Below are 16,605 nucleotides of genomic sequence, written 5' to 3'. Positions count from 1 at the left end.
TCAATAACCTTTTACTTTTAGCGAATAGGCAATTGAATGTATGAAGGATACTTTTTTGAATGATGCACGGTATTTGTTGCAATAACACCTTCAGATTCGTCATAATTATTTCCTCCGGTATTTAAATTACGAGCAAATCGAGGAAAATTACTACTGGATATTTCTATACGAATGCGATGTCCCTTTTCAAAATAATTACTCGTAGACATAGGGGTTAAATCTACTTTATATACGTTCCCCTTTTCCATAAAGACTTCTTTATCGTAGCCTTCTCGATATCGCACCCGCTGAATGGATTCATCTAAATTATAGGCTGTCCCATCAGGATAGACATCTATTAATTTAATGGTAAAGTCTGTGTCCTTAACATCAGATGATACATACAGGGTAGATTCAATAAACCCTGTCACCTCTACTCCTTCTTTAAGTACATCAGTCGTGTACACCAGGATGTCGTCACGTTTTTCCATTTCTTGCTGGTCGTAGGCACCTCCATTTACCGCATTTCCTGTACAACATACATTTCCGCCCCAAGATGTTACAGGATTCATAGGGTCATAGACAAAAGTATCTGGATTGTCTTTGGATGGCTTTTTTGTACTCAAGGAACCATCACCCAGGCGGGAATTGGCTTTTCCATAGCTATTGAGGTAATACGTTACCATTTTGGAATCGGCTGGTGGCCATTGTTCTGCCGATTGCCATTGGTTGCTTCCCATAGTATAGTATTGTACTCTTGGGATGGTTGTTTTAAAATCGTTGGCTTCATTTTTCAGCCATAGATCGAACCATTTGGTAATTTGTTCGTCGTAATTAAGTCTGGCATCACCAATATTGCGCTCTCCAACGATAGTGTTTTCTGTAGCGCGAGTATAGCGACAATGCAAGGTAGGCGCTATGACTAAGTATTGATTATCACGAGTTTCGGCATTTTTAGCATTATTACGCACGTGATTAAACAGAGCCAAATTAGGACTGATACTTACATCGTACCAAGAGGTAAACCAAAAGCTAGGCATATCGATTTCCATATTATCATGATATAAACCACCTGTAAACCAAGCGGGATCGTTGGGTTTGCGACGTACCATTTTATCGAAAATCTCTCGTTTACCCTTCATATTTACCAACATATCCTGAATAGGTAGATATTGTAGCGCTTCAGCCATGTCTATTTCTGGGTTTTCTGGGGCTAGATCGTAAAAGCGTGAAATCCTGATTAAATCCTCTTGGGTTGCACCAGCCGGAATTCTAGGTTTAAACTTATCGTGCTCTACGCTGTACAACCACGCAAAAAACAATAACTGCTCTACGCCACCTCGGTACCAGTTTCCTTGTTCATAATATTCACCTACACGTCCCACACCTGCTCCATATCCTTGTGGCACCATAGCTGCAAAAGAGGGATGATCTAGGGCGGCAACCGCCATTTGCCATTCGGCAGTAGAGGAACAACCTAATGCACCTATTTTTCCATTAGACCAAGGTTGGTCTTTCATCCAAGTAAAGGCATCGTATCCATCGGTTAAAGGTACGCCGAGGATATCCCACTCCCCTTCGGAGAAATAGCGACCTCGTTCATTTTGAACTACATAAGCATATCCTTTTTGCACCCAATTATAGGCAGCTTGAGCGGTTCTAGTTTGTTCTTTTCCATCTCCCCAAGAATTGAAATTATACGGAGTACGCGAAAAAATAATCGGTACTTTTCCTTCCGATTTTGGGCGGTATATATCGGTTGCTAGTCGCACCCCATCTCGCATGGGCATCATTACTTTTTGGTCGATGATAGCAATTTCCTCTAATTTTGAAAGGATATCTTCTTCTGTTTGAGCGCGAACATTTTGAAATACAAGGAGAAATAAGAAAAGGAATGGAATACGGTACAACTTCATAATGATTTAGTTTGGTTTGAAGCGAATAAAGTTAACTAAAAAAAAGACTCTTAGAAGCTTATTACTTTCATTGCAAAAAAGGTTGAAATAAAAAAGCCATCAAGAATGATGGCTTTACTAATACGATTGAGTTTGACTCTTAGATTAAACTCACTTTAACAGCGCTTAATCCTCTATCACCTTTTTCGATGTCGAATTTTACTTCGTCGTTTTCTCTAATATCGTCTAGAAGATTTGTGGAATGCACAAACACTTCTTCGTTAGTGTCTTTTACTGTAATAAAACCAAAACCTTTGGCTGTATTGAAAAACTTTACTGTACCTTCTTTCATAATTGTTACTTTATTGTTGTTTATTAATTTATTTATAAATTGTTTTATCATTATTTCTGTTTTAAAATTAAAATTCATTGTGTTGTATTTCTACAGGTATTAATACTGGTTTTTTTCCCAAACTACGAAGCATTTGTACATGATCCCAAATGGCGTGTAAGAGGTTTCTTTTTACATTGTAGGGCATTCCAAATTCTTTGGCTGTTTCTGATACTATAGTTGCCAACTTTTTATAGTGTATATGGCAAACATCCGGCAAAACATGATGTTCAATTTGGTAATTTAAACCACCTATAAACCAATACATAAGTTTGCTGTTAGGTGAAAAATTAGCTGTGGTAGCAAATTGGTGGGCGTACCAATTGGCATTCATTTGTCCTTCTTTATTTGGTAAAGGAAATTCATTTACTGGCATAATATGTGCAATTTGAAACACAATACTCACCATAAGCCCTGTTATAAAGTGCATACTTATAAACGCAAGCAGGACAATCCACCAAGAGAATGGAAGCATTATCATTGGCAAGACTAGTGCGTAAGAATAGTATAGAACTTTCCAGGCTATCATAGAGGCTAGCGTTTTAGGGTATTCTCCTTTTTTATTTAAAAAACCCATGTCGTAATAACGTTTTAACCGAACAAAATCCTTTGTCGTCACCCATGATAGCGTTGATATTCCATAAAAAAACCAAACATAAATATGCTGAAACCTGTGCAGCCAATAATACTTTGCATGTGGTGAAAAACGAAGGAAAAAAGGAGCGTTTATATCGTCATCTGCCTGTTCAATATTTGTATAGGTATGATGTAATACATTGTGCTGGATTCTCCAAACCGTAGCGTTGGCTCCAATAAGGTTAAAAGTATACCCCAAAAAAGTATTTACTTTCTTATTTTTTGAATAAGAACCATGAATGGCATCATGCATGACTCCCATCCCTATTCCAGACATTCCAAATCCGCTAATAATATATAAAGCAAAAAGCAGTACTGTTGATGTTACTATCCCTGAAGATAGTACCAATATAGGAACAAAAAACAAACATAGCATAATGATAGTTTTTACCTTCATTATACGATTTGCATTTCTATTTTTCCCGTGCAATTTGAAATATGCATTTACCCTGCTTCTTAATGTCTTAGAAAAGTTAGGTTGTATGTTCTTTGAAAATATGGGATTTTTGATAAAATACGTTTTGCTTTTGTAATGAAGTAAATCAAATTATACGTTAAGCTATAATTAATTTAAGTCATATACGCTTCATTGCGCTACAACAATTACATTATAAGGAAAGCAAAGGATTGATTAAATTCTGAAGAATAATAAAAAAAGAAAAGCCGTTCTAATAACTAATTGCTGTAAAGATACTGTAAATAAATGACACATCTCCTATTAATTGTGAAAACAGCGATGGTTTGCGAATAAGTTTATAAAAAACGAACCCCATAATTTTAAAACTATGGGGTTCGTTAAAGGGTAGATTGTTGCTAAACTAAACTAGTATTCAACACTATTTCTGTGTTTAGTAGTTTTGAAATGGGACAAACTTCCTTTGCTTTTACTGCAATTTTTTCAAATTTTTCAACTGAAATGTTAGGAACTTTTCCTTCAAGATTAAGAGCAATTTGAGTAATGCTCCCATCTTCAAAAGTAACAGTGGCCCCTACATCCAATGTATCTGCTGTGTAGTTTGATTCATTGAGTAAAAAGCTTAATTGCATGGCAAAACATCCTGCATGAGCCGCCCCTATTAATTCTTCTGGATTGGTTCCTCGTCCGTTTTCAAAGCGTGTACTAAAAGAATACTGAGTATTTTCTAGTATTGTACTGGCCGTGGTGAGTGTCCCTTTTCCTTCCTTACCACTCCCCTTCCATTGTGCATTTGCTTTACGTGTAAATTTCATGTTTTTTATTTTTCATAAAATTAATTCAGCTAGCATCAAGAAACAAAAATTTATAACTAAGGTTTCGTTAAAAAAATAAATTGGCTAATACAAACCTTCTAAATTTAATAGCCAATTTAACATCAAAAAATCAATATTATAAATAAAGAGCTAAGTTAAAATTCAATAGAAAGTTGCTATTAGAGTTGTTAAAAATCAGGCGGTGATGTTCCACTTTTGTATTGTTATTTTTTATGTTATGGAATTAAATTCAATATTAGGAAATTTTGCAGCTTTTTTAACTACGGTTAGCTTTTTACCTCAGGCAATAAAAACAATAAAATCTAAGAATACAAAACAATTGTCATTGCCTATGTATTTGATGTTTGTTTCTGGTGTCTTCTTATGGATATGCTATGGAATTATGAATAACCAAATGCCTATTATAATAGGTAATATAATTACTTTTATCCTTGCGGGTATAATATTAGCATATAAATTAAAAGATGTTAAGTCTTAACATAAAAAAAACGCTTCTAAAAAGAGGCGTTTTTTTATGATTTTTAAGGGTATTATTGTTTGATTATTTTCTTATTGATTGTACCAAAATCTGTTCTAATTTTTACAAAATACACAGAGGGTGTTAAATGAGAAATATCTAATCTTACTGAATTTCCAGTTTCTTCTTTTAAGGCTACTTCTCTCCCCTGTAAGTCAAACACGGTAACGCTTCCTACCTGTGCATTTGGTGATAAAATTGTTATCTCTCCTTTTGAAGGGTTTGGAAACATGGATATATCATTCAACACAACTTCGTCTGTAGACAATCTTAAACTGGCTCGTTGAAATACTAGGAAAAACCTATCTGCAAATGTGCCAATACCACTTTCAAATTGATAAGTCCCATTTTTTAGGTTTGCTGTGGTATTTTCATAGGTATCTAGTAGTAGGATTCCTGCTCGGTTGATGTTTATTCCCTCTAAGTTGGTAATTGAAATCTCGTAGCTTACTTTTTCTTCAATTAAAGTTGAGAACCCTAAGGGAATTTTCATTCCACGGTTAAATGGTTCACGGGTTTGAATACCAAGCTCTCCAGTACCATCCTCTAACAAACTATACAATGATACTACCGTAGCCATTCTTCGGCTATCGTATCCTCTATCGATATCTGGTGTACAGTTCTCAGAAAATGCAATTAACGTACTGCTTTGCATTTCGTATTGTGGGGTTGCAACCTCGAGCCAAATTCGGTCTAGGTTTTCCTCATTATTTCGCAATGTATTATTGTTATCTGTTCTACGCATTGTATTGTTAAAGGTTGCTGTTCCTGCGGCATTTGCCTTAATGGCAAAACCTTGTCCTGTGGCTATGTAGCCATTAGGGGCCGTTCCTCCACTAGCAGCTGCAGTTCCTCCACTTAAGTTGTACATTGAGATATCTTCCATTGAGAAATTCATTGCACCAGCTCCAGGCATTGTTGGACTTGGAGGGGTATTGTGTTCCCAAAAATAGACTTCGTCTACCATGGCATTTGCATTGATAAAATCGTTAGCCCAAATAGCACTTGGGTATGGATTTGCCAAGATATTGGGCGATGCATTTTTGTTATCTGCCGGTAGTGGCCCTGGGGTGTTATACAATACTGAGAAATTTACATTTCCGTTGTTTAGCGTTCCCTGTTGATAGGTAAAGTTAAAAATACCTCCTGGCTGCCCGTAGCCTGCCTGTGGACGAACAATATATCCTTCTCCGGGAGCAATACCTAATGCGTATTCTTGCCAATTATCATAATTGTCGTCTGCAAAGTTTTCTGCTAAAGGAAATGCAGCTGCTACCGCTGCATTGGGTACGAAATTGCCTGTAAGGTGGTCTAATACCAAAAAGGAAGTATTCCACACTCCCGTTCTTGTTTCACCGGTCATTGGGCTACCCATAATCATAAAATCACGCGAGGCTAAGTTGGGTGTAGTTACATTTACGTTGATGGTGCCATTGTTTAACACCACCGCATCTGCATCTATTTGTACTAAACTTCCTTGATGCTCAATAAGTAAGATTCCATCTATGGTAATACTGTTCACAGTTTGTAAATAATTGTTTGCTGACACGGTTAAAGTAACACCCGAGTTTACAGTTAATGAGCACGCATTTAAATTACCGTGTATATTAGTATCATAATTACCGTTAATAATTACAGGGTTTGATCCATCTGGAGCTCCAAGTGGACTCCAGATAGCTCCATCCCAAGTTTTAGTGATTCCGACACAGGTTACAAACGCACTTGGTGGACCAAAATAGTAGGTACCATTTAGACCTGTAAAGTCGCCCGTTAATGTAACATGAGAGCCAAAAGTTCCAATAGTTAATGGAACTAAATCAACTACTGAAGTTGCACTACCCCTAATAGCCACTAAATCGGCTCTTGTAAAAAATGGGGAAACTGCACTTTCCCAGCCAGCTATTTCCGTTTCTTCGAAATAAAACGTTAGGGTTGTATCGCCAGTACCTGTTGTGCTTGTGGGTATTATTTCAAAAGTTTTGTCCATTACTAAATTAGGAGATAAACTACCGTTATAGGATTGTGCACCTGTTCCTGAGCGACTAACAGCAACATCTGTACAACCATAGTTAAATGTATTGTTATTAGTAATATTTGCCATCATATCGCCAGTGGAAGGGTCACTTGCATAAACGCTTCCTGTAAAAGGGATATTGATTTGATCTGGACTTCCACTATTTACAGCGGTTTGTATTCCAGTAGTAACCGTTGTTGTAATTGTTACATTGTCAAATAAAAGGATTCCATTGTTAGAAAAAGAATTAAAATGTCTAACAACAAAATAACCTGTTTGACCAGCTATTGCGGCATTGTTTAACGTTCTAAATTCTCCTGCGTTTGATAAAGAATTTCTCTCCTCTAGTTGTATACCAGCATTAATATTAGCAGCACTACTAATGTTAGTAGCCCAATAAACAGCATAGTGTTCTATTGTATTATACCCTCCTATTCCAAAAACAAATTCTGTATTAGTAGCGTCTGAAGGAATGGTGATTTGAGGGCTAATAAAGTAGTTATTTGCATTTGCTTTACCGGATCCCCCTAATATAGTAAGATTAGTTTCAGATCCTGGGAAATCACCTGATATTCCTGTATAGGTTAGTCCGGTTAATCCTATGAAGTTTCTTCCATCTCCATCTCCATCTAATAAAGACCATGAGTAAGCCCCATCAAAATTTTCATCTAATAAAACAATATCTTGTGATACTACAGGAGCAGTATCATCATTAATAATAGTTAGTGTATAAGTATCTGCATTGGTATCTGCTATAGCATCTCCTCCATTGGCATTTACTGTAAAATCAATAATTGCGGTTTCATTACTTTCTACAAAACCATCTTTATATACTCTAATGGTCATAGTTTGCGGTGTTGTGGATCCTGCAGGAAAGGTAACACTTGAAGTAAGCAAATCGAAATCCAATCCAGAAGATGCAGAACTACTACCATTAATAGTAAAATTAACATCTGCATTTGCTGACGCACCTAATCCAATAAAAAGAGCTACATCGATGTCTGTAAATCCACATTCTGAACCTTCAGCGATATTACCCGAAGTAGTTGCAAAAGAAATTTCTGGAGTACACATATTTACGTAAGCTGCTCCTACTCCCACAGCATACCAAGCATTGGTTACAGATTCAACTTCGGGTGAACATGCACCAAAAGCTGTTGTTGCTGCTTGAATAGATAGGGTTCTAGCATTGGCAAAGGTTGAATTTGCACTCAATAAAAGTAGAGTAGCATAAGCAATTTCTGAAGCATCTGCCATACCAATGCTGGTTACATTATAATTACTGCCAATATCGTTTGTTCCAGAACCTCCTTCCACTAAAAGGTAAAACCAGTAGTTTAAAACACCACTATTGGTATGTACTCCACAATAATCATTACCATTTGTAGGAGTTCCACAATTTGGATTAATCCAATAAGTACCTCCATAAGTATCGGGTTGCCCTTTTGCATTTGGATTACTCATAGACCGAAGAGCAATACTCCCACTACGTCTATCGATTTCATCCCCAATGAGCCAAACTTCATCGTTTGGATTGTTATCTGGTCCAGTGCCTTTTGCAAAATATTCTACAGCAGCACCCCAAATATCTGAAAATCCTTCATTCATGGCTCCTGATTCTCGTTGATAGGCTAGGTTTGATGTATAAGTTGTTACAGCATGTCCTATTTCATGTGCAGCTACATCGATTGATGTAAGTGCATCAAAACCAGAGCACCCCTCTGTATATCCACAAGAACCATCGCCATAGGTCATCACACTTCCATTCCAAAAGGCATTATTATATCCTGGGTTTCCAACTACATCATCATAATGGACAAAGCTTCTTATTTCAGCACCCGACCCATTAAAACTATTCCTTCCGTGAATTGTAAGCCAATAATCATATGTCATTTCTGCACCCCAATGAGCGTCAAGGGCAGCATTATCTTTATTTACATTGTCGTGTTCTGCAGCAGTCCAATTGTTATCTGCATCAGAAAAATTTGTTAATGGATAAGTAGGTGTCCTTCCACTATCATACGTATTAATTCCATTGCCTCTAGTATTGTCTCTAAGTCTATATATACTAGAAATAACTCTGGTAGTAATAGTTTGAGTTCCACTATATCTTGTTGCTGCTGTACCAATTGCTAATGGGCTATAATTTTCAACATCTTCAGTCGTTTGGCAAAATTCTTCTTCCGTTTTCACAGTTACAATATCTTTACCCTCAAATCCGAATGTTTCAGCGTGCTTAATAATGGCATCGTAAAAAAGTACTTCTCCGTTTATTGCATCAATATATAGATTCCCGCGGCTAACAGGATAGGTAGCATATATATCAAACTTATACGCAAGTTTCATTTGTTGAATTTCTCCAATATCCTTTTCAACCGAATAATTTGGAAGAATAACTAATTCCCCTTTAGGTTTTTCATAGTTATCCATTACAGCAGCATCTTCTGGATGCTCCCACATATAGTTTTGAGCACCTATATGTTGTAGGGCTTTTTGAAATGCAGCTTCAGCTGTTATGGATGGTGACGTGTTGAAATTATCTGGAACGGAATAATATTCAGAAGTTAAAAACTCCACATTATTGTTTTTCCCATGTAAGGCAACAACGGCAAACTCGACTTTTAAGTTTTTAAAATATTGTTGCCATTTTTTATGAATGACACCTCTCTTATCTTTTTCTTCTGAAAGAAATTGGAAAGAAGTTTTTGTTGAAGGATTTAAAACTTCTTTGAAAATTTCTTGTGCATCTTGTAGCTTTTTACTTTCTGAAGCTTTAAAAACAACCAAATCGGTATTTGTGGTTGTAACTTCTTGAGTAGTAGATTTACGTAACGGGGCTTGTGAGTTTTTTTGAGTATAGCCACTTAATCCAAATAATAACAATAGGATTAAAGCATAAAAACTCTTTGTACGAACTCTCATAAGGATACTATTTTTTTCAAAAATAGCATTTTATCGGTTTTTTACAACATTTTATCCGATAAATATCGAAAATATAACATATAATAAAGCTAATTACTTAATAAAAGTAAAAATTACCTTATTATAAGTTTAATTGCTTCGGAAGAATTACCAGAATTTAATTGTACAAAATAGATTCCACTTTCTAAAGAACTATCCAAATTCCATGAGATGTTTTCTTCACCTTGACATCCCCCTTTGTAAACATTTGCTACTTCTCGACCAAGTAAATCGAAAATTTTGACATTAATGTTTTGCGATTCTTTGCAAGAATAACTAATAATAATATTCTCACTTGATGGATTTGGTATAACCGAAAGATTAGAAATTGGCGATGTATTATCGTTGATTGAAAAAATATTTTCTGGCGTGATACGGGTATAATAAACATCCTGACCTCCATTGAGCGTGTTAGCCCAAGCGACGTGAGCATAATTATTATCGCTTACCATATCGAAGTAGTCCCCCATTTTATTTTGCTGTGGCCAGCCTATAGTTGAATTGAAGGACGGTGACAAAAACTCATTATTAGACCAAGTATCCCCTTGATCTTCAGAAAAAGAATAATACAACCTTGATTCAAAATTATTTACGTCATCTCTAGTATCTAACCAAACCACATCAATTCTTCCGTTTGGTGCAACACTCATAGTGCCAAACCAATTATATCCACCTAATGCATCTGTATTTATTCGAATAGGTGCCTCAAAAGTAAGACCTCCGTCTGTACTTCTAGCAAACATGACATCACAAGGATCGTTATCTCGCTTTACCGATGCCAACACATATACAATATCTTCGAAAGAAGCATTTGAAATATCAACGTCTACCCAAGCTTGTCCCACCAATCCTTGCGGATTTAAAGGAAATGCAGCGTCTAATTGTCCGTCTAAATCTACATTTGAAACAAAATCCCAAGTAATTGCTTCATTTGGGTCTTGTGCATTACTGGATTTAGCCACAATAATACTTCCTCCACCGGCACCCGTTACATACAATGCGCCATTTCTATCTACTGCCAAAGTTCCCCAAAAGGGGTCTCCATCTATCATGATACAATCTTCAAAAGTAAAACTTCCGTCTGTGGATCTTGTAAACTGCCCAGGTTCGCAAGTGGTAAAGTTGGAATTCCAATAGGAATAATTATTTCTATCCCCTATACCTCCTGTTCTGTCCATCCGCATCCATTGTTTATCACCACCCTTCGCAGGGAAGGGTCCAGACCAGGCAATACCTCCATCGGTAATTTGATATACATCGCAATTAAAATTTCCTCTAAGGCTATTATAATAGAAATTTCCTTGTGAATCAAAATCCAAAACAGGATCTGATCTAAAAACCCCCGGATTTAGAACCCCTGGAAAAGTCCAGGTGAGTCCACCATCAAGTGAATATCCACAGCCTGCTTGTCTAAAATTACTAGTAACAATATCAAATTGTCTCCACCCAATTACAATTCTATTAGGATTTGTTGGATCCACTGCAATGGAAGGTTCATTTCCAGCATCACCTATAATATCTAATCCATTGGCATCAACATTAACTTGTGAGGTAATTATATCAGACCGTCGAACACTATACCCGACTTGTCGTGGCATAATTGATTTATCAACTTGCACATACTCATCATCTGGCAACTCGTTGTGTATTCCTCGCAAACTTTCTTGACTTTTCACAACGAGAAAAGCAAATAAGAAAAGTAATAATATGGATAGAGATTTAAGTTTCATAAGGTTATAATTTTTCTAAAAATACATTTTTTATGCATTAGCTCACTTCGGAACACCTTAAAATAGTGTGCCTTTTTATAAAACAAGACTCATTGTTCGGGTGGAATTAAATTTTTTAGAATTTATCATTTATTAGTATCTTCGACCACTAAAGAAAAAGGAATGCTCAAAAAAATATTATCTCTATCATTTTTACTTGTTGTTACCACTACAACCCTTTTCTCGCAAGAATATACTGTAGAAATTGAAGACAAATTAGAAAATAACAAATTGCTTTTATATGCTGTAAATAAAAACTTAGTAGATCTTGATGTCTCCATAGAGGTTGAGGGAAGCGGATTTAGAGCCAGAGGTGGGAGACAACTTTTATACCGTGTTCCTGCTACTTCAAAAGTGAATATTGCTACTTTAATTGTTGAAAGAGGTTGGCAAGCTATGTATACTTATAAACTATATGTAAGTGATAGCTTATCGCGTAGGGTTCGCAAAGTGCCTTTTGAATTAATAAAAATTGACCCTAAAAAACCAATTACACTATTTATTCCAAAGAATTGTACAACTAAATGTGATACACTTGTAAGTTCATTGAATGAAAGTCCTTATAAATACCGTAAGGTTATAATTGAAGATGATGAACGTGTAAAACAACAACTATCTGGTGCGTTAGTAGGTGGGATAGAACGATTAGATTCCATGGAAACTCCAATTGTCTCTATTGGTGGAAAAATGTACGTTACGCTTGAGTCCTACCAAGAGTTAATGGCTCGTATGGAAGAAGAGGAAGTACAAGTAAAAAAATAATGCAACATAAGTATACTGAAATAGATGCTTTAGAAAAGTTTTACGATACTAATAACATTCTAATACTAAATATAACACCTTCAATTTTTGAAGGTGTTTTTGTTATCACGATACTTTTAAATGATGTTTCTTACAAAGTCTTTATTCAAGATGAGTACCGAGATCTTGAAATTAGAAATACCTTATTACATGCTGTTCTTGTATTACGTGAATGGGAAATCATAGATGATAGTACCGATTATTTAGATTGGTGTCGACAACAAGGCTTTCCTGTAAAGAATGAGGTTTTAAGACAATATTATCAAGAGACTTCTGCCAATATACCTCAAATTACAAGTTATTTTAAGGATAACAAATTAAACTCGTTTATTACTGATTTAGACTTTCAATTAAACGCTAGAGCTGCCCAGTTTTTAAGAATCACGACATACAATTAAACTTATTTGTGAGTTTGGAATGTTTATTGGTTTTACCATAAAACCTAAAACCATCATCTCATGAGAACTGTAAGATTCACTCCCGAAATTAATGCAGGAAGTATGGCAGACATTGCTTTCCTATTACTCATATTTTTTTTAGTGGCAACAACAATTCCTAACGATAAAGGTATTGTTAGAAAACTTCCCCCCAAATGTCTTACTGGGGATTGTACTGTCCCTGCTAAGGAGCGAAATGTCTTTAGAATATATTTAAACAAAGACAATGAACTATTTGTAAATAATGCGCTTATATCATTTTCAGAATTAACCGAAGCTATTAAATCTTTTGTAGATAATAATGGGGATGGAACTTGTTTGTATTGTAAAGGAGCCTCTCTTGAAAACCTTTCAGAAAATCCAAAAAAAGCAATTATATCTTTAAATTCTTCTGGGGAGTCAAGTTATAAAAGCTTTATAGCAGTTCAAGTAGCCATTAGCCAAGCATTTATTGAATTAAGGGAAAGTTATACCATGCAATATCTTAAAAAAGAATTTGCACAACTTTCGGAAAAGGAATTATTAACATTAGGAGAAATATATCCCATTTTACTTACAGAAGCAGCTTTAAAATAAAAGGTTATTCTTTAATTACAGTAATAATAGCTCTTCTACCTGTAAGTAAATTCCATTCTTTCGCAGATACAATAAGCCCATTATCATCGTAAACGTGTAATTCGGCTGTGTTAGGTCCAGAAGAGCCTTGATTTAAAGCTTCAAATTCTATTTTATTGATACCTTCCTCTAGGGTGAGTGTAAATCCAGAAAAAGAGCTATTTAAAAAAACACTGGATTGAACTATATCATCATTTACATATACTCTAATTAAATCTCCATCTACATATTCATGATCTCGATATTGAACACTTACAAACCGTGCTCCCGTTTTAATATCGCCTAAATTCATGTCCCTATCAAATTCTAGCGATGGCTCTTTATCCTTTGTAAAAGCCTTAGGTGCCATGTCTGTTTTGTTATCTAACAATCCATCGGTTTTAGTCATATCCAATTTTTCATTTTCTTCTTCTCCTATAGACATGGTTGTATTAGGGTCACGCTCTTCTAATGGAATTGTTAACGTAGGTTTTTTTCTTGCAGGTAACTCAAGTCCTGTACTTTCAGGAGTATTGGTTTCATTAATTTCGAACTGAATAGAATTAGTGTTGTTTTCAATTTGCGAACAAGCCAATTGAAATACAAAAAGACAAATGATAAAAAGATAGCTTCTTTGCATAGCGATTGAATTAACAATATTCAAGCCAAATAATACTAAATATCTTCTTTTTTTGAATCCGCATTCTCTTTCCCTTTTTTCCGATGTAAAAAATAAAATACAACTAACAACAGCGGAGCTACAATAAATAATAGCACGTCAAAAATATTTGACAAGTCAATAGGAGTATTATTACTTGGGTTAGGAACCTCTGTCGGTATTTGAAGTTTCATAGCGGTTTATTTTGTATAAAAATAAAGAAAATGCGTTGGTTCAATTTAGTAATTCCGAAGATTTTAATAAACATTAACAAATACGGATGAAATGCAGGTTTAATTAACAAAACAATAGCAGTCTTTAACGAATAATTTTACGCTACCCCACCGTTATCATCCTCATAAAACATAAAACCATTTACTATGAAAAAAGTTATTGCACTAACCATGACCGCAGGTCTATTAAGTTTAACCGCCTGCGTTTCCAAAAAAAAATATGTTGAATTAGAAAATCAATACAACGATACTCGATCAACATTGGTTAAGACCCAACTAGAAAAGGAAGAAATTGAAGCAAAATATGCCAAGATTGAAGAACGCGTAGCGAATTACAATGCAAAAATTAAATCATTAAGTGACGCAAATGTAGAATTAGAAAATACAAGTTTAAAAAACTATGGTAACGTTGTTTTATCTAATAAGGATAAAGCTCAAATGAAAGCAGCATTGACAAAAGTAGATGCCAATGAATTGGCACAAGCGAGAACCCTAGAAGATTCTATGAATCTTATTATCTCCTATAATTTGAAAAAGAACCTTGATGATACATTTGTTTCCGAAGGTGAAAATGACGACATAAGTGTAGACATTGATGAAACCGTTGTGATGATAACCATCTCTGACAAATTATTATTCAATTCAGGAAGTTACAGAATTAACCCCAAAGCAAATAACCTATTACAACGATTGGCCGATGTTATTAATAGTGAACCTGCTATGGAAGTTCTTATTGAAGGACATACCGATGCTCAAACAGTAAAACCAGGTGCTTATATTAAAGACAATTGGGAATTAAGTGTAGAACGATCTACCGCTGTTATTAGAAAACTACAAGATGATTTTGGTGTTGACCCTGCAAAATTAATCGCAGCTGGAAGAAGTAGTTATCACCCTTTAACCGAAAATGAAACCAAAGAAGGGCGTTCAAAAAATAGAAGAACCCGAATTGTGATATTACCTAACTTAGATAAGTTTTTAGCCTTACTTAGCGCAAACTAATCCATACTTGCAAGCTTTGTAAAACAGCCCCTTAATGGGGCTGTTCTTTTTTTATAAACTATTATTTAGACGGTGGCATAGATGGTCGCACCTCAATTTTACTTGGTAACGTACGAGGGTGCATCTTTAATAAATCCACTACAATCTCACCAATATCTTCCTGTTGTATCTTCCAAGAATCTTCATCGCTAGGAGTTCGCCCATTAAAATGTGTTGCTACAGAGCCAGGCATAATGGTACTTACTTTAATGCCATGTTGGCGTAGATCTAGCATCGCTGCTTGGGTAAAACCTGTGAGTCCAAATTTACTTGCATTATAGGCACTTCCGTTTGCAAAAAAGTTAGTCCCTGCCAAACTGGATATGGTAAAATAATACCCTTTGTTTTTTATAAGCTCATCTACCGTTGCTTTCAAAGTAAAAAAAGCCCCAGTTAAATTTGTTTCTATTGTTTCGTTCCATTGGGAAACTGTGAGTTCATGTACAGGTCCAAAATGCCCTACCCCCGCATTGGCAATCACAATGTCAATCTTACCAAACTCTTCTACTATTTGACGCACGGCTTCCTTTTGGCTTTCATAATTTCTTACATCTGCCTCAATTCCAATAGCATAAGTAGCGTCGTTTCCACCTCCATTCAATTGTACCAATGCCTCTCTAACTGTTTTTTGATGTCTTCCAGTTATAGCCACATGAATTCCATTCTTTAATAGAGCTTCAGCAATGCCAAAACCAATTCCTTTTGTTCCTCCTGTAATAAGAGCTACTTTACTATGTGTTTTTTGCATCAAATTCTTTTTTTCAAAGATAATGTATCTTTGAGTATTATACACTTTTACTTTTTTATGATAAAGTATGCTTCCTTTATTTTTTTCTGTTTTTATATTGCTCAAGGATTTGGTCAAAAGTCTTTGGTTGCGATTGAATCCTTATCTACTGAATTTGAATTTGAAATAAGATATGCAACCCCACAAAATTTTATGGGTGAAACCTTATATCCTTGTGCAAAATGTGTCTTACAGCCAGAAGTAGCTAAAGCCCTAACCCTTGCAAATGACTATTTCTGTGAAAAAGGATACAAAATAAAAATATACGATTGTTACCGTCCATTAGACATCCAAAAAATGATGTGGAAAAAAGTACCTAATGCAGCCTATGTTGCCAATCCGTATGGCAAAGGATCCATACATAACAGAGGTGCTGCGGTAGATATTACCTTGGTAACCCTTGAGGGCTGTTATGTTGAAATGGGAAGCGATTATGATTTCTTTGGAAAAGACGCCCATATAGATAATTATAATTTTTCGGAAGAAATATTGAATAATAGAAAGCTATTGATAGAAGGAATGAAACAATTTGGTTTTCAAACCATTAGAACTGAATGGTGGCATTTTAGTTATCAAAAAAACTTCCTATACCCTATTTTGAACGAGCCTTTACCATGTGATTAAAAAATCGTTAAAATAGC

At 35.4% G+C, this 16,605-nt stretch carries 15 protein-coding genes; 6 read left to right on the top strand and 9 right to left on the bottom strand.

Going from position 1 to position 16,605, the window contains the following annotated elements:
- Positions 1–17: 17 nt before the first annotated feature.
- The 4 genes from KXJ69_RS12830 to KXJ69_RS12815 all read right to left on the bottom strand — a co-directional run bounded on the left by KXJ69_RS12830 (position 18) and on the right by KXJ69_RS12815 (position 4,131).
- Positions 18–1,895, bottom strand: a complete 1,878-nt coding sequence (locus KXJ69_RS12830) for a CocE/NonD family hydrolase (protein WP_219053521.1) — start codon at positions 1,893–1,895, stop codon at positions 18–20.
- 139 nt (positions 1,896–2,034) lie between these two features.
- Entirely contained in the window at positions 2,035–2,277 is a 243-nt protein-coding gene (locus tag KXJ69_RS12825) for a cold-shock protein (RefSeq protein ID WP_308701044.1), read from the bottom strand.
- A gap of 16 nt (positions 2,278–2,293) precedes the next feature.
- Positions 2,294–3,298 (bottom strand): fatty acid desaturase family protein, encoded by a 1,005-nt coding sequence (locus tag KXJ69_RS12820; RefSeq protein WP_255571370.1) that lies wholly within the window; start codon positions 3,296–3,298, stop codon positions 2,294–2,296.
- Between the two features lie 416 nt (positions 3,299–3,714).
- Positions 3,715–4,131, bottom strand: a complete 417-nt coding sequence (locus KXJ69_RS12815; RefSeq protein ID WP_219053520.1) for an OsmC family protein — start codon at positions 4,129–4,131, stop codon at positions 3,715–3,717.
- A gap of 238 nt (positions 4,132–4,369) precedes the next feature.
- Here KXJ69_RS12815 and KXJ69_RS12810 point away from each other — a divergent pair, with 238 nt between their 5' ends.
- Positions 4,370–4,630, top strand: a complete 261-nt coding sequence (locus KXJ69_RS12810; protein ID WP_219053519.1) for a SemiSWEET transporter — start codon at positions 4,370–4,372, stop codon at positions 4,628–4,630.
- Positions 4,631–4,682: 52 nt separating this feature from the next.
- On the opposite strand, the gene KXJ69_RS12805 is transcribed toward KXJ69_RS12810, so the two are convergent.
- Together KXJ69_RS12805 and KXJ69_RS12800 are read right to left on the bottom strand one after the other, a co-directional pair.
- Positions 4,683–9,605, bottom strand: a complete 4,923-nt coding sequence (locus KXJ69_RS12805; protein WP_219053518.1) for a RemA C-terminal-like gliding motility protein — start codon at positions 9,603–9,605, stop codon at positions 4,683–4,685.
- A gap of 113 nt (positions 9,606–9,718) precedes the next feature.
- A complete protein-coding gene (locus KXJ69_RS12800) occupies positions 9,719–11,374 on the bottom strand; it encodes a T9SS type A sorting domain-containing protein (RefSeq protein WP_219053517.1) in 1,656 nt (551 codons plus the stop codon).
- A gap of 162 nt (positions 11,375–11,536) precedes the next feature.
- Between KXJ69_RS12800 and KXJ69_RS12795 the strand changes: the two genes are divergently transcribed.
- The 3 genes from KXJ69_RS12795 to KXJ69_RS12785 are packed head-to-tail and all read left to right on the top strand — an operon-like array spanning position 11,537 to position 13,227.
- Complete coding sequence (locus tag KXJ69_RS12795; RefSeq protein WP_219053516.1) at positions 11,537–12,175, top strand: hypothetical protein; 639 nt, start codon at positions 11,537–11,539, stop codon at positions 12,173–12,175.
- A complete protein-coding gene (locus tag KXJ69_RS12790) occupies positions 12,175–12,612 on the top strand; it encodes a hypothetical protein (RefSeq protein ID WP_219053515.1) in 438 nt (145 codons plus the stop codon). The genes KXJ69_RS12795 and KXJ69_RS12790 overlap by 1 nt, the downstream gene beginning before the upstream one ends.
- A gap of 60 nt (positions 12,613–12,672) precedes the next feature.
- Positions 12,673–13,227 carry an ExbD/TolR family protein gene (locus KXJ69_RS12785; protein ID WP_219053514.1) on the top strand — a complete coding sequence of 185 codons (555 nt, stop codon included), beginning with the start codon at positions 12,673–12,675 and terminating at the stop codon, positions 13,225–13,227.
- Positions 13,228–13,231: 4 nt separating this feature from the next.
- Here KXJ69_RS12785 and KXJ69_RS12780 read toward each other — a convergent pair whose 3' ends face one another.
- Positions 13,232–13,885, bottom strand: a complete 654-nt coding sequence (locus tag KXJ69_RS12780) for a hypothetical protein (protein ID WP_219053513.1) — start codon at positions 13,883–13,885, stop codon at positions 13,232–13,234.
- A 35-nt stretch (positions 13,886–13,920) separates the two neighbouring features.
- Positions 13,921–14,097: an adenylosuccinate synthetase gene (locus tag KXJ69_RS12775; protein WP_219053512.1), complete on the bottom strand. Its 177-nt coding sequence runs from the start codon at positions 14,095–14,097 to the stop codon at positions 13,921–13,923.
- A gap of 186 nt (positions 14,098–14,283) precedes the next feature.
- Between KXJ69_RS12775 and KXJ69_RS12770 the strand changes: the two genes are divergently transcribed.
- Positions 14,284–15,138 carry an OmpA/MotB family protein gene (locus tag KXJ69_RS12770; RefSeq protein ID WP_219053511.1) on the top strand — a complete coding sequence of 285 codons (855 nt, stop codon included), beginning with the start codon at positions 14,284–14,286 and terminating at the stop codon, positions 15,136–15,138.
- 61 nt (positions 15,139–15,199) lie between these two features.
- Here KXJ69_RS12770 and KXJ69_RS12765 read toward each other — a convergent pair whose 3' ends face one another.
- Entirely contained in the window at positions 15,200–15,925 is a 726-nt protein-coding gene (locus KXJ69_RS12765; protein ID WP_219053510.1) for an SDR family oxidoreductase, read from the bottom strand.
- A 57-nt stretch (positions 15,926–15,982) separates the two neighbouring features.
- Between KXJ69_RS12765 and KXJ69_RS12760 the strand changes: the two genes are divergently transcribed.
- Positions 15,983–16,588 (top strand): M15 family metallopeptidase, encoded by a 606-nt coding sequence (locus KXJ69_RS12760; protein WP_219053509.1) that lies wholly within the window; start codon positions 15,983–15,985, stop codon positions 16,586–16,588.
- The last annotated feature ends 17 nt before the right edge of the window (positions 16,589–16,605 follow it).

Origin of the sequence: Halomarinibacterium sedimenti (assembly GCF_019312585.1) — a bacterium.
Classification (GTDB): domain Bacteria; phylum Bacteroidota; class Bacteroidia; order Flavobacteriales; family Flavobacteriaceae; genus Halomarinibacterium; species Halomarinibacterium sedimenti.
This window is presented reverse-complemented; position numbering and strand designations above follow the sequence as displayed.

Coding starts and splice junctions, on each gene's coding strand:
- KXJ69_RS12825 (WP_308701044.1), bottom strand. CDS start 2,277: ATGATAAAACAATTTATAAATAAATTAATAAACAACAATAAAGTAACA.
- KXJ69_RS12820 (WP_255571370.1), bottom strand. CDS start 3,298: ATGAAGGTAAAAACTATCATTATGCTATGTTTGTTTTTTGTTCCTATA.
- KXJ69_RS12780 (WP_219053513.1), bottom strand. CDS start 13,885: ATGCAAAGAAGCTATCTTTTTATCATTTGTCTTTTTGTATTTCAATTG.
- KXJ69_RS12790 (WP_219053515.1), top strand. CDS start 12,175: ATGCAACATAAGTATACTGAAATAGATGCTTTAGAAAAGTTTTACGAT.
- KXJ69_RS12810 (WP_219053519.1), top strand. CDS start 4,370: ATGGAATTAAATTCAATATTAGGAAATTTTGCAGCTTTTTTAACTACG.
- KXJ69_RS12765 (WP_219053510.1), bottom strand. CDS start 15,925: ATGCAAAAAACACATAGTAAAGTAGCTCTTATTACAGGAGGAACAAAA.
- KXJ69_RS12785 (WP_219053514.1), top strand. CDS start 12,673: ATGAGAACTGTAAGATTCACTCCCGAAATTAATGCAGGAAGTATGGCA.
- KXJ69_RS12800 (WP_219053517.1), bottom strand. CDS start 11,374: ATGAAACTTAAATCTCTATCCATATTATTACTTTTCTTATTTGCTTTT.
- KXJ69_RS12760 (WP_219053509.1), top strand. CDS start 15,983: ATGATAAAGTATGCTTCCTTTATTTTTTTCTGTTTTTATATTGCTCAA.
- KXJ69_RS12815 (WP_219053520.1), bottom strand. CDS start 4,131: ATGAAATTTACACGTAAAGCAAATGCACAATGGAAGGGGAGTGGTAAG.
- KXJ69_RS12775 (WP_219053512.1), bottom strand. CDS start 14,097: ATGAAACTTCAAATACCGACAGAGGTTCCTAACCCAAGTAATAATACT.
- KXJ69_RS12770 (WP_219053511.1), top strand. CDS start 14,284: ATGAAAAAAGTTATTGCACTAACCATGACCGCAGGTCTATTAAGTTTA.
- KXJ69_RS12805 (WP_219053518.1), bottom strand. CDS start 9,605: ATGAGAGTTCGTACAAAGAGTTTTTATGCTTTAATCCTATTGTTATTA.
- KXJ69_RS12795 (WP_219053516.1), top strand. CDS start 11,537: ATGCTCAAAAAAATATTATCTCTATCATTTTTACTTGTTGTTACCACT.
- KXJ69_RS12830 (WP_219053521.1), bottom strand. CDS start 1,895: ATGAAGTTGTACCGTATTCCATTCCTTTTCTTATTTCTCCTTGTATTT.